Below are 12895 nucleotides of genomic sequence, written 5' to 3'. Positions count from 1 at the left end.
GAAAGGCTTTTCCTCCATGAAAAAGTGTTCCTTCTTCCGCGCCATTATGGTCGCTGCGGGTCTGATGACCGTTGCCGCGTTCGCGACGCCGGCGAACGCTCTCGTCGAGATCAATATCAACAAGGGCAACGTTCAGCCGTTGCCGATTGCAGTGACGGACTTCCTCCAGGGCGATATGGGCGCGCAGGTGTCGCAAGTGATTGCCGCCGACCTGCAGCGTTCCGGATTGTTTGCGCCCATTAACAAGTCCGCTTTCATCGAGAAAATTTCCAACCCGGACGCTTCGCCGCGATTCGAGGACTGGAAGGTTATTAACGCGCAGGCGGTGGTCACCGGCCGAGTTACGCAGGAAGCGGATGGTCGTCTTCGTGCCGAGTTCCGTCTCTGGGATACTTTTGCCGGACAGCAGATGACCGGCCAGCAGTTCTATACGCAGCCGGAGAATTGGCGCCGTGTTGCCCACATCATCGCCGATGCGATCTACAAGCAGATTACCGGGGAAGAGGGCTATTTCGACACGCGCGTCGTCTTCGTCTCCGAATCCGGCACCAAGCAGCAGCGCAAGCGCCAGCTCGCGATCATGGATCAGGACGGCTTCAACGTGCGGATGCTGACCGATGGCAGCGATCTCGTGCTGACGCCGCGCTTCTCGCCGAGCCGGCAGGAAGTCACCTACATGTCCTTTGCCAACCAGCAGCCGCGCGTCTATCTGCTGCAGCTCGAAACCGGGCAGCGCGAAGTCGTCGGCAATTTCCCCGGCATGACCTTCTCGCCGCGCTTTTCGCCGGATGGTCAGAAGGTGATCATGAGCCTGCAGCAGGATGCCAATTCCAACATCTATACGATGGACTTGCGCTCGCGCACGACGACCCGGTTGACCTCGACGGCGGCGATCGACACCTCGCCCTCCTATTCGCCTGATGGTGCGCGTGTCAGCTTCGAGAGCGACCGCGGCGGAAAACCGCAGATCTACGTGATGAACGCCGATGGCTCGGGCCAGACCCGTATCTCCTTCGGCGACGGCTCCTATTCGACGCCGGTCTGGTCGCCGCGCGGCGATCTCATCGCCTTCACCAAACAGGCCGGCGGCAAGTTCTCAATCGGCGTGATGAAGCCGGATGGTTCCGGCGAGCGCATCCTGACGACCGGCTTTCACAATGAGGGCCCGACCTGGGCGCCGAACGGCCGCGTGCTGATGTTCTTCCGCCAGGCGGCAGGCGCAGGTGGCCCGCAGCTCTATTCGATCGATCTGACCGGTTACAACGAGCAACTCGTGAAGACGCCGACCTACGGTTCCGACCCGGCCTGGTCGCCGCTTATGGAGTAGGCGATGCGCTGCTGCCTTCTTGTCGCCCCAAAGTCATGGAACCGAGCGACCCGGGACAAATCAGTAAATCGTTAACCATAATCTTTGAGGGGCGGTTAACCGAGTGCGGTTACTGTCCGGAAACCCTGATGAAATCGCAAGGAGACCGGCCATGAGCCGAATTCATACCCCGGCAATGAGCCGCATGCAGAATTTCGCCCGCAACCCCGTCATGATCGCGCTTATCGCCGGCCTAGCGCTCGCAAGCTGCGCCAAGAAGCCGCCGAACAGCGCCGGCGACCTCGGGCTCGGCACTGGTGCTGGCGCCGCGACGCCGGGCTCTGCCCAGGACTTCACGGTCAATGTCGGCGACCGCATCTTCTTCGATACCGACTCCTCGTCGATCCGCGCCGACGCCTCGCAGACGCTCGACCGTCAGGCCCAGTGGCTCGCCCGCTACCCGAACTACCAGATCACCGTCGAAGGCCATGCCGACGAACGCGGCACGCGCGAATACAACCTCGCGCTCGGCGCCCGCCGTGCGGCTGCCGCCAAGGACTATCTCGCTTCGCGCGGCGTCCCGGCGCAGCGCCTGAAGACGATCTCCTACGGCAAGGAACGTCCGGTCGCCGTTTGCGACGATATTTCCTGCTGGTCGCAGAACCGCCGCGCGGTTACCGTGCTTGGCGGCGCGGGCATGTAACTGCCGAGCAACAATTCGCTTTTTCGAAAGGCGGTCCCGCGTGGGGCCGCCTTTTCTTTTTGACCACACTTTGGCCAGACTCCGTTGCTTTTTGAAAGCAATTGGAAAAATCTCCTGTTCGTGCCATCGAGGTGCGAAGAATCACTGGGACAGGACGATACATATGAAGAAACTTGTCGTGGCAGGCATGCTGTGCCTCGCGGCTGTGACCGGAAGCGAACGGGCGGCCCATTCCGCCTCGTTTTTCGGGCTACATCTCGGCGACCGATCCGCGGAAAACCAGGCGGCGCCGCCTGTTGTCAAGGTGCAGAGCGGCGACGCGGAGATCCGCGTGCAGCAGCTCGAAGAGCAGCTGCGGCAGCTGAACGGCCGGATCGAAGAGATGAGCTTTCAGCTTCTGCAGATGCAGGAGACGATCCGCAAGCAGCAGGAAGACAATGAATTCCGCTTCCAGCAGCTCGAAAAGACCGGTGGCGGCGGTGCCGCCAAGGCACCTGTCAAGAAGAGCGAGACCGATGGCGCTCCAGCAGCCTCCGGCGGCGACGATATTGCCAGGGTGATCCAAGCACCGCAGGGAGCCGAAACGGCTCCCTCCACCAGCGTGCCGGAGAATAGCGGTCTCGGCCAACCACCGAAGGAGCTCGGCTCGATCGATTTCGATCAGAACGGCAATCCGATCGGCGGAAGCGTCGACGAAAATGCCAAGATCGGTTCCGGTCCGATTCCCGATGCCAATAGCAAAACGCCGCAGCAGACCGCTTCGCTCGGCAGCGAGGCCGACCAGTATAAGGCCGCCTACGGGCACGTGCTATCCGGTGATTACAGCACAGCCGAACAGGAATTCACGCAGTATATCACCCACTACCCGAGCAGCGCGCGGGCGGCGGATGCCAATTTCTGGCTCGGCGAAGCACTCTATTCGCAGGGCAAGTACAATGAGGCCGCCAAGACCTTTCTCAATGCACATCAGAAATACGGCACATCGGAAAAGGCGCCGGAAATGCTGCTGAAGCTCGGCATGTCGCTTGCCGCCCTCGACAATACCGAGACGGCGTGCGCGACGCTGCGCGAAGTGTCGAAGCGTTATCCGAAGGCCTCGCGCGCCGTCATAAGCAAGGTTGCGAGCGAACAGAAGCGCCTCGCCTGCTAAGGGTTTCCGGAATGTCTCCGGAAACCGCATCGCCTCAACGGGCGATCCTCCAGTTTCTTTCGTCGCTTCAAAGCCCCGCACGCATTCTCGTCGCAATATCGGGCGGCAGCGATTCCACCGGCCTGCTTCTTCTCCTTGATGAAGCCCTGAAGGCCGCACCCCATCTCAAGATTTCCCTTTGCGCTGCAACCGTCGACCATGCGTTGCGCGCCGGCTCGGCAGACGAGGCGCGTGAAGTCGCAGACCTCTGCGCATCGCTTGGCATTCCCCACACCACCATGATCTGGGAGGGCGACAAGCCGAAAACCGGCATCATGGCGGCGGCTCGCGAGGCGCGCTATGGCCTGCTGGCAACCGCCGCCGAAAGTTTCGAAGCCGATCTCATCGTCACTGGCCATACGTTGGACGACCAGCGTGAAACACTGCAGATGCGTGGGATGCGAACGGAGCAGATTTCGACCGGCATTGCGGATGCGGTGCTTTTCAACCGGCGCTTCTGGATTTGGCGGCCGCTTCTCTTTTCCAGCCGGGCAGATATCCGCGCTTTCCTCAGGGAGCGGGGCGTGCCGTGGATCGATGATCCGAGCAACGAAGATGTGACCTATGAGCGCGTGCGGACACGCCGGAAGCTCTCGGCCGATGCAGGTGCCGAGAGGAATGTCCGCGCGGCTTGGGAAGCGCGGCTGGCTCTTTCGGCTAGGGGAGCAGAATGGCTGGATCGTCATTTCACGCTTCACGGCGGTCTACTCGGGCAGGTGACGCCCGACGGGCTGCGGCAGGATCGGGCGGTCCTCGATTATGCACTCGGCCGTCTGGCAGCCGTTTTCGGTGGACAACCGTTTGCGCCGGGCAGGGCGCAGATGGAGCGTCTCCTTGCATTTGCCACCGGCAGCAAGCCGGCACGGGTGACCGCCGGCAGGGTGGTGTTCGATCTCAGGCGTGACGGGCTTTATCTGGCGCGCGAGAGCCGGGGGATATTGCCCCTAGTTCTGCAGCCGGGAGCGGCTGGGGTTTGGGATGGAAGGTTCGGGGCCGTAAATAGGTCTGGAACGACTATAGAGGTGGAAGCCCAGGCCGGACACTCCCTCATTCCCGCCCTCGGGTCCAACCCGAGGGATGTCACAGGAATCCAGCCACCGCGCGTCGGCGCGGTGAATGACTCAACAATGCGCGAAGAGTCTCCCGCGCCCAAGGACTTGGGCGCGCTCGATTCCCGTGACGAGCACAGGAATGAGGGAGGCTTGGGCAGGGACCTTCCCAAGGGTGCATGGAAGCGCGCCGTCGCCGCAGCGCCGGTTTTGTCTGCCGAGGGACCCCCTTTATCTGAGGAATCCGTCCGTAAGGTCGAACTGACGCCCTATTTCGCACCCTTCGACCGCTTTTTGACACGATTTGACTTCATCTTTGCCAATAGGCTTTCGGCGGTTTTCGCGACGGCGCCCTATGCGAGGCTGCCTTTAAGAAGTATTGACGGAAAAACCATCTGACCTGGGGTGTCGCCTTGGCAATCGTGCGGCGCAACCCTATGTTAGAAACGAATAAGACTGTCGCCATGAGGCGGCTGTTCCATGCTGGGGAGTTCAATGAACCCTAACTTACGTAATTTCGCCTTGTGGGCCATCATCGCGCTTCTGCTGATCGCCCTTTTCAGTATGTTCCAGACGGCGCCGGCACAGACGGGCTCCCGCGAAATCCCTTATTCGCAGTTTCTGCGTGAGGTCGATGCGGGCCGCGTGAAGGATGTCGTGGTCACCGGTAACCGGTTGACCGGGACATATCTGGAGAACAACAATACCTTCCAGACCTATTCGCCTGTGATCGACGACAGTCTGCTCGACCGCCTGCAGGGCAAGAACGTGGCCGTCACCGCGCGTCCCGAGACTGATGGTTCTTCCGGCTTCCTGAGCTATCTCGGCACGCTTTTGCCGATGCTTCTGATTCTCGGCGTCTGGCTGTTCTTCATGCGGCAGATGCAAGGCGGCTCGCGCGGTGCGATGGGCTTCGGCAAGTCCAAGGCCAAGCTCTTGACCGAAGCGCATGGCCGCGTGACTTTCGAAGACGTTGCCGGTGTCGACGAGGCCAAGCAGGATCTCGAGGAAATCGTCGAATTCCTGCGTGATCCGCAGAAGTTCCAGCGTCTCGGCGGCAAGATTCCGCGTGGCGTGCTGCTCGTCGGTCCTCCGGGTACCGGCAAGACGCTGCTCGCCCGCTCGGTCGCCGGCGAAGCCAATGTGCCCTTCTTCACCATTTCAGGCTCCGATTTCGTCGAAATGTTCGTCGGCGTCGGTGCAAGCCGCGTGCGCGATATGTTCGAGCAGGCCAAGAAGAATGCGCCCTGCATCATCTTCATCGACGAAATCGATGCCGTCGGCCGCCATCGCGGCGCCGGTCTCGGCGGCGGCAATGACGAACGCGAGCAGACGCTGAACCAGCTGCTGGTCGAAATGGACGGCTTCGAGGCGAATGAAGGCGTGATCCTGATCGCCGCCACCAACCGCCCCGACGTGCTCGATCCGGCGTTGCTGCGTCCCGGCCGTTTCGACCGTCAGGTCGTCGTGCCGAACCCCGACATCGTCGGCCGCGAGCGTATCCTCAAGGTACATGCCCGCAACGTTCCACTGGCGCCGAATGTCGATCTCAAGATTCTCGCCCGCGGCACGCCCGGTTTTTCCGGCGCCGACCTGATGAACCTTGTCAACGAAGCCGCCCTCATGGCCGCCCGCCGCAACAAGCGCGTCGTCACCATGCAGGAATTCGAGGACGCCAAGGACAAGATCATGATGGGCGCCGAGCGCCGGTCCTCGGCGATGACCGAGGCGGAAAAGAAGCTCACCGCTTACCATGAGGCGGGACACGCCATCACCGCGCTCAATGTCGCCGTCGCCGATCCGCTGCACAAGGCGACGATCATTCCGCGCGGCCGTGCGCTCGGCATGGTCATGCAGCTTCCCGAGGGCGACCGCTACTCGATGAGCTACAAGTGGATGGTTTCGCGCCTCTGCATCATGATGGGCGGCCGCGTGGCCGAAGAGCTCACCTTCGGCAAAGAGAACATCACTTCGGGTGCCTCTTCCGACATCGAGCAGGCGACCAAACTCGCCCGCGCCATGGTCACGCAATGGGGCTTTTCCGATCAGCTCGGTCAGGTCGCCTATGGCGAGAACCAGCAGGAAGTCTTCCTCGGTCACTCGGTTTCGCAGTCGAAGAATGTTTCGGAGGCAACCGCGCAGAAGATCGACAATGAAGTGCGCCGCCTGATCGACGAAGCTTATACGCAGGCCCGCACGATCCTGATGGAAAAGCACGACGAATTCGTCGCCCTTGCCGAAGGTCTGCTCGAATACGAGACATTGACCGGCGAAGAGATCAAGGCGCTGATCCGCGGCGAAAAGCCTTCCCGCGATCTCGGCGATGATTCGCCGCCGAGCCGCGGCTCAGCCGTTCCGAAGGCCGGCGCACGGCCCGTCACCAAGGGTGACGAGCCCGAAGGCGGCCTCGAACCGCAGCCGCATTGAACAGCGACACCACCTTGAACAAGGCCGGATTTCCGACGTGGGAGATCCGGCTTTTTCAATTGGTAACGGGATATAATCATTTTTCTTGCTAATTTACGTGCTGATCGCCGCATTTTGTGGCATTCCGCTGAATTGAGGCAAGCATGAATCACGCTCGTGGATTGACGACAATTCACTGAAGCCGGATTTGCTTGGAACGGTGCGCTGCCTTGAATGGCGCGCGGAAAGCGCAGGAGTGCAGATGAAAAGACGCTATTTCGGTACGGACGGCATTCGCGGCCAGGCCAACGTCTTCCCTATGACACCGGACCTTGCGATGCGGGTTGGCATCGCCGCAGGAACGATTTTCCGTAACGGCGCCCACCGTCATCGTGTGGTGATCGGCAAGGACACACGCCTGTCAGGATACATGCTGGAGAATGCCCTCGTGGCCGGTTTTACCGCGGCTGGACTGGACGTGTTCCTGCTCGGCCCTATTCCGACACCTGCGGTTGCCATGCTGACGCGTTCCCTGCGATGCGATATTGGGGTGATGATTTCGGCTTCGCACAATCCCTTCCAAGACAATGGTATCAAACTTTTCGGTCCGGACGGCTACAAGCTCTCCGATGACATCGAAGCGCAGATCGAGGATCTGCTCGAGAAGGATCTATCGGGGCAGCTTGCCAAGGCTGAGGAAATCGGCCGAGCCAAGCGCGTCGATGGCGATATCTATCGCTATCTCGAGCACGTCAAACGCACGCTGCCGCGCGACGTCACGCTGCAGGGTCTCCGGATCGCCATCGATTGCGCCAACGGTGCCGCCTACAAGGTGGCGCCCGCCGTGCTCTGGGAACTCGGTGCTGAGGTCGTCACTATCGGCAACGAGCCGAGCGGCATCAACATCAACCTCAATTGTGGTTCCACCAGTCCCGTCGCGCTGCAGAAGAAGGTCGACGAGGTGCGCGCCGATATCGGCATCGCGCTCGACGGCGACGCGGATCGCGTCATCATCGTCGATGAAAACGGTTCGATCGTCGACGGCGACCAGTTGATGGCCGTCATCGCCGAAAGCTGGGCCGAGAGCCAGCAGCTGCGCGGCAACGGCATCGTCGCCACCGTCATGTCCAATCTCGGTCTCGAGCGCTTTCTCGATGAGCGTGGCCTGGCGCTTGCCCGCACGCGGGTCGGCGACCGCTACGTCGTCGAGCATATGCGCCAGCACAATTACAATGTCGGTGGCGAGCAGTCGGGCCATATCGTGCTTTCGGATTACGGCACGACCGGCGACGGTCTCGTCGCGGCCCTGCAGATCCTGGCTGCAGTCAAACGCACCGGCCGGACCGTCAGCGAGGTCTGCCGTCGCTTCGAGCCGGTGCCGCAGCTGCTGCGCAATGTTCGCATCAGCGGTGGCAAGCCGCTGGAGGATATCCAGGTGCAGAAGGCGATCGCCGATGCCGAAGCCGAGCTTGCCAGGAACGGCCGCCTCGTCATCCGCCCCTCCGGCACCGAACCGCTGATCCGCGTCATGGCCGAAGGCGACGACCGCGCCCAGATCGAGCGCATCGTCAACGAGCTGATCGGCACCATCTCGAACGTCCGGACTGCCGCCTGATTTTTTCGGGGCGAGATGTCAAAAGCCGGCACAAGTGCCGGCTTTTGTTATGCATGCGCACTATTTTGAGCCGATCGCCGCGGCCATACCATCCCGATGAGCAAACCGATCTATGTTTCGGGCCGCCTTGATGCCTGGCATCAAGGTAAATAATCGTGGTTAAGCAGCTTTTAACGTTTCCCATTCATTATCCATCCCAAGCGTACCAGATTGGCAGCGACCGAGCCTGCCGACGCAACGGGATTTTGGAGTGGGATCCATGAAAAGAAGCTTGTCCGGCATCTTCGCCGCATTGTTGATCGCGACAAACGCCTATTCCGCGGACCTCGCCCCTGCCGAGCCTATCCCGGAGCAGCCGCCTGAGGTGACGGTCACCGAAGCGACTGGCTGGTACCTGCGCGGCGATGTCGGCTATGCCTTCACCGATCTGCGCGGCGCCCGCTATTTCCAGGGCAGCAACGCCACGGAGGTCGATTTCGACGACGCCGATCTGGACGATACATGGACTGTCGGCGGTGGTGTCGGTTACCAGATCAACAGCTATCTGCGCACCGATCTGACCTTCGACTATCTCACCCAGGCGGATTTCAACGGCTCGACGGTCGGGCAGTGCGGCTTTCCGCTGGTGGACTGCACCTCGAGCGACCGCTCTTCGCTGACAGCCTATACGCTGCTCGCCAACGCCTATGTCGATCTCGGCACCTACGGCTACGTCACGCCTTATGTCGGCGCCGGTATCGGCGGTTCTTACGTGAAGTGGAAGAACCTCAGCAACGTCGCCTGTGCCGATGACGGCAGCTTCTGCGACGACCAGGTCACCCATGGCGGCAAGGGCAACTGGCGCTTCACCTACGCGCTCATGGCCGGCGCTTCGATCGACGTGACCTGCAACATCAAGGCCGATGTCGGCTACCGTTACCTGCATATCGATGGCGGCAACATGTTCGGCTATGCCGACAATGGCGGCCCGGGCCGCGACAAGGGTCTGAGCGCCCACGAAGCCCGCGTCGGCGCCCGCTATCTCTTCGGCGGTTGCGCCCAGGCGAGCTACGAACCGCCGCCGGAAATCCCGCTGCAGCAGCCTGTCTACAAGTAAGTCCGATCCCCTGACATCTGAAAGCCGCCCCGACCGGGCGGCTCTTTCCTATTGCGGCCATCCCGCCCTGCGTCAAAATATGTTCCGCCCGCGACACTTCGATCTTGACTATGACGCGCCGGGTCCATACACACGGCGGCGGGACACCCTTCCCCAACGAAGGGCTTTCTATCTGAGAGGATAGCATCATGGCGAAGACCGCAAAGCCGGACATCCGTCCGAACAATACTCATTTTTCTTCTGGCCCCTGCTCGAAGCGCCCCGGTTGGTCACTCGAAGCCCTTTCCGACGCGGCCCTCGGCCGTTCGCACCGCGCGAAGGTCGGCAAGGCCAAGCTCAAACAGGCCATCGACCTTACCCGTGAAATTCTCGAAGTGCCGGCGGATTACCGCATCGGCATCGTTCCGGCGTCCGACACCGGCGCCGTCGAAATGGCGCTCTGGTCGCTGCTCGGCGAACGCGGCGTCGACATGCTCGCCTGGGAAAGCTTCGGCGCCGGCTGGGTTACCGATGTCGTCAAGCAACTGAAGCTCAAGGATGTGCGCAAGCTCGAAGCCGGTTACGGCGAGCTTCCCGATCTGTCCGCCGTCGATTTCGACCGCGACGTCGTCTTCACCTGGAACGGCACCACCTCGGGCGTGCGCGTGCCGAATGCCGATTTCATCCCGGCCGACCGCAAGGGCCTGACGATCTGCGACGCCACCTCGGCGGCTTTCGCGCAGGCACTCGATTTCGCCAAGCTCGACGTCGTCACCTTCTCCTGGCAGAAAGTTCTGGGCGGCGAGGGTGCCCACGGCGTCATCATCCTTTCGCCGCGCGCCGTCGAGCGTCTGGTTACCTACACGCCGGCCTGGCCGCTGCCGAAGATCTTCCGGATGACTTCGGGCGGCAAGCTGACGGAGGGCATCTTCCAGGGTGAGACGATCAACACGCCGTCGATGCTCTGCGTCGAGGATTATATCGATGCGCTTGTCTGGGCGAAGCAGGTCGGCGGCCTCAAGGGGCTGATCGCGCGTGCCGATGCCAATGCCAAGGTCATCCACGATTTCGTCGCGGCAAACGACTGGATCGCCAATCTCGCCGTCAAGGCGGAGACGGCCTCCAACACCTCCGTCTGCCTGAAGATCGTCGACAAGGACATCGCAGCGCTTGACGACGACGGTCGGGCGAATTTTGCCAAGGGCCTGGTCGGCCTCCTGGAAAAGGAAGGTGTCGCCTATGACGTCGGCCACTACCGTGACGCGCCGTCGGGCCTGCGGATCTGGGCCGGCGCCACGATCGAGGCATCCGACATGCAGAAGCTGATGCCCTGGCTTTCCTGGGCCTTCGAAACACAGAAGGCGCAGCTCGCTCAGGCGACCGCCTGAGGTGATCGCATCCGGCTCCGCCATAGGGCGGAGCCCATTCCTGATTCATTCATCGCTGAACACTTTTGAAGGAGGCCATCATGGCACCTCGCGTTCTCGTATCCGACGAATTGTCGGAAACCGCCGTCCAGATTTTTCGCGACCGCGGCGTCGAAGTCGATTTCGAACCGCAGCTCGGCAAGGACAAAGACCGTCTGCTCGAAGTCATCGGCAAGTATGATGGCCTGGCCATCCGCTCCGCCACCAAGGTGACGGAAAAGATCATCGAGGCGGCGACGAACCTCAAGGTCGTCGGCCGTGCCGGTATCGGCGTCGACAATGTCGATATCCCGGCCGCCTCGCGCCGCGGCATCATCGTGATGAACACGCCCTTCGGCAACTCGATCACGACGGCCGAACACGCGATCGCGCTGATGTTCGCCGTCGCCCGCCAGCTTCCGGCAGCCGATACCTCGACGCAGGCCGGCAAGTGGGAGAAGTCGAAGTTCATGGGCGTCGAGATCACCGGCAAGACGCTCGGCGTTATCGGCGCCGGCAATATCGGCTCGATCGTCTGCGCCCGGGCCATCGGCCTCAAGATGCACGTCGTCGCCTACGATCCGTTCCTCTCCAAGGAGCGCGCCGAGGAGATGGGCGTCACCAAGGTCGAACTCGAAGAGCTGTTCGCCCGGGCCGATTTCATCACGCTGCATGTGCCGATGACCGACAAGACGCGCGGCATCCTCAACAAGGAAGCACTGGCAAAGACCAAGCCAGGCGTGCGCATCATCAACTGCGCCCGCGGCGGCCTGGTCGATGAGGCAGCGCTTGCCGAAGCGATCAAGTCGGGCCATGTCGCGGGTGCCGCCTTCGACGTGTTCGAGGTCGAACCCGCCAAGGAAAGCCCGCTCTTCGGCCTGCCGAACGTCGTCTGTACGCCGCATCTCGGCGCCTCGACGACCGAGGCGCAGGAGAACGTCGCTTTGCAGGTGGCCGAACAGATGGCGGATTACCTCGTCAATGGTGCGGTCTCCAACGCCATCAACATGCCGTCGATCACCGCTGAGGAAGCGCCGATCCTGAAGCCCTTCATCCGTCTTGCCGACGTTCTCGGCGCCTTCGTCGGCCAGGTCACCGAAGAGCCGATCAAGGAAATCGAAATCCTCTATGACGGCGTCACCGCCAACATGAACACGCGGGCACTGACGAGCGCCGTGCTCGCCGGCCTCATCCGCCCGCAGGTCGCCGACGTCAACATGGTTTCGGCGCCAATCATGATCAAGGAAAAGGGCATCGTGCTTTCCGAGGTCAAGCGCGACAAGACAGGCGTCTTCGACGGCTATATCAAGCTGACGGTGACCACCGAAAGCATGACACGCTCGGTGGCCGGCACGGTGTTTTCGGACGGCAAGCCGCGCTTCATCCAGATCAAGGGTATCAACCTCGATGCCGATGTCGGCTCGCACATGATCTACATCACCAATACGGACGTTCCCGGTATGATCGGCTTCATCGGCACGACGCTTGGCGCTGCCGGCGTCAACATCGCCAACTTCCAGCTCGGCCGCGACAAGCAGGGCGGCGACGCCATCGCGCTGCTCTATGTCGACGGCAAGGTTGATGACGCGGTGCTTGCTGAGTTGACCGCCCACCAGGCGGTACGCCAGGCAAAGCCGCTGACCTTCAATATTGACTGAGTTTTTCCTCCCAAGGAAATGAAAAACCCGGCGCTGGAAACGGCGCCGGGTTTTTTGCTGTTTCAGAAGACAAATTAATGGTGCCGGCGTTTCCGGCGGCGGATTTTGCCGAAACGGGCGGCATCGTCTTCAGCCTTGGTGCGGTGAAGGAAGGCGAGCCTGCTGCCGTTGAGGCCCTGGAAGAATTCATCCCAGGAAATCTCTTCCGGTTCCGAGGAAAAATCGACGCGGACGGTTTCGCTGTCCGGTGCGTTCTTGATGCGGGCGGGATGGCCGCCGCGCGCCTCGATCCAATGTCTGATTCTGCTGTAATCCGTCGTCGTGCCGAACCTGCCCATGAAACCCTCCTCAGCAATTCGAATGCGACATCGATCAGCCGCAACGCACGATCGACGGAATTGTTCCAGCGCGCCCAAATCATTTTATCGAGGGCCGAGATCGTGATGGCAGACCGCCGCTTTGCACATTCTGAAGGCGGAAGCCTAAAG

At 61.5% G+C, this 12895-nt stretch carries 10 protein-coding genes; 9 read left to right on the top strand and 1 reads right to left on the bottom strand.

Annotated features, from left to right (window positions below; genetic code table 11):
* Nucleotides 1-16 precede the first annotated feature (16 nt).
* The 9 genes from tolB (at nt 17) to serA (ending at nt 12407) form a co-directional block, all read left to right on the top strand.
* Nucleotides 17-1327 (top strand): Tol-Pal system beta propeller repeat protein TolB, encoded by a 1311-nt coding sequence (gene tolB, locus N1937_RS18170; RefSeq protein WP_260056679.1) that lies wholly within the window; start codon nt 17-19, stop codon nt 1325-1327.
* A 151-nt stretch (nt 1328-1478) separates the two neighbouring features.
* On the top strand, nt 1479-2009 hold the full coding sequence (pal, locus tag N1937_RS18165; protein ID WP_017968098.1) for a peptidoglycan-associated lipoprotein Pal: 531 nt from the start codon (nt 1479-1481) through the stop codon (nt 2007-2009).
* A 163-nt stretch (nt 2010-2172) separates the two neighbouring features.
* Nucleotides 2173-3159: a tol-pal system protein YbgF gene (gene ybgF / locus N1937_RS18160; RefSeq protein WP_222294058.1), complete on the top strand. Its 987-nt coding sequence runs from the start codon at nt 2173-2175 to the stop codon at nt 3157-3159.
* 11 nt (nt 3160-3170) lie between these two features.
* A complete protein-coding gene (gene tilS, locus N1937_RS18155; protein ID WP_260056678.1) occupies nt 3171-4646 on the top strand; it encodes a tRNA lysidine(34) synthetase TilS in 1476 nt (491 codons plus the stop codon).
* A gap of 96 nt (nt 4647-4742) precedes the next feature.
* Nucleotides 4743-6674 carry an ATP-dependent zinc metalloprotease FtsH gene (ftsH, locus tag N1937_RS18150; RefSeq protein WP_260056677.1) on the top strand — a complete coding sequence of 644 codons (1932 nt, stop codon included), beginning with the start codon at nt 4743-4745 and terminating at the stop codon, nt 6672-6674.
* A gap of 241 nt (nt 6675-6915) precedes the next feature.
* Nucleotides 6916-8268 (top strand): phosphoglucosamine mutase, encoded by a 1353-nt coding sequence (gene glmM / locus N1937_RS18145; RefSeq protein WP_260056676.1) that lies wholly within the window; start codon nt 6916-6918, stop codon nt 8266-8268.
* Nucleotides 8269-8527: 259 nt separating this feature from the next.
* Complete coding sequence (locus tag N1937_RS18140) at nt 8528-9364, top strand: outer membrane protein (RefSeq protein ID WP_162118840.1); 837 nt, start codon at nt 8528-8530, stop codon at nt 9362-9364.
* A gap of 188 nt (nt 9365-9552) precedes the next feature.
* A complete protein-coding gene (locus N1937_RS18135; RefSeq protein WP_222384626.1) occupies nt 9553-10731 on the top strand; it encodes a phosphoserine transaminase in 1179 nt (392 codons plus the stop codon).
* Between the two features lie 80 nt (nt 10732-10811).
* Complete coding sequence (gene serA, locus N1937_RS18130) at nt 10812-12407, top strand: phosphoglycerate dehydrogenase (protein ID WP_020486256.1); 1596 nt, start codon at nt 10812-10814, stop codon at nt 12405-12407.
* 74 nt (nt 12408-12481) lie between these two features.
* On the opposite strand, the gene N1937_RS18125 is transcribed toward serA, so the two are convergent.
* A complete protein-coding gene (locus tag N1937_RS18125) occupies nt 12482-12745 on the bottom strand; it encodes a hypothetical protein (protein ID WP_260056675.1) in 264 nt (87 codons plus the stop codon).
* Between the last annotated feature and the right edge of the window lie 150 nt (nt 12746-12895).

Origin of the sequence: Rhizobium sp. WSM4643 (assembly GCF_025152745.1) — a bacterium.
Classification (GTDB): Bacteria; Pseudomonadota; Alphaproteobacteria; order Rhizobiales; family Rhizobiaceae; genus Rhizobium; species Rhizobium leguminosarum_I.
Note: the sequence above shows the minus strand (reverse complement) of the source record. Positions and strands in the feature narration are given on the sequence as shown.

Excerpts from the sequence above, each read along its gene's own strand:
- ybgF (WP_222294058.1), top strand. The coding sequence starts at position 2,173 with ATGAAGAAACTTGTCGTGGCAGGCATGCTGTGCCTCGCGGCTGTGACC.
- tilS (WP_260056678.1), top strand. The coding sequence starts at position 3,171 with ATGTCTCCGGAAACCGCATCGCCTCAACGGGCGATCCTCCAGTTTCTT.
- glmM (WP_260056676.1), top strand. The coding sequence starts at position 6,916 with ATGAAAAGACGCTATTTCGGTACGGACGGCATTCGCGGCCAGGCCAAC.
- ftsH (WP_260056677.1), top strand. The coding sequence starts at position 4,743 with ATGAACCCTAACTTACGTAATTTCGCCTTGTGGGCCATCATCGCGCTT.
- N1937_RS18125 (WP_260056675.1), bottom strand. The coding sequence starts at position 12,745 with ATGGGCAGGTTCGGCACGACGACGGATTACAGCAGAATCAGACATTGG.
- N1937_RS18140 (WP_162118840.1), top strand. The coding sequence starts at position 8,528 with ATGAAAAGAAGCTTGTCCGGCATCTTCGCCGCATTGTTGATCGCGACA.
- N1937_RS18135 (WP_222384626.1), top strand. The coding sequence starts at position 9,553 with ATGGCGAAGACCGCAAAGCCGGACATCCGTCCGAACAATACTCATTTT.
- serA (WP_020486256.1), top strand. The coding sequence starts at position 10,812 with ATGGCACCTCGCGTTCTCGTATCCGACGAATTGTCGGAAACCGCCGTC.
- tolB (WP_260056679.1), top strand. The coding sequence starts at position 17 with ATGAAAAAGTGTTCCTTCTTCCGCGCCATTATGGTCGCTGCGGGTCTG.
- pal (WP_017968098.1), top strand. The coding sequence starts at position 1,479 with ATGAGCCGAATTCATACCCCGGCAATGAGCCGCATGCAGAATTTCGCC.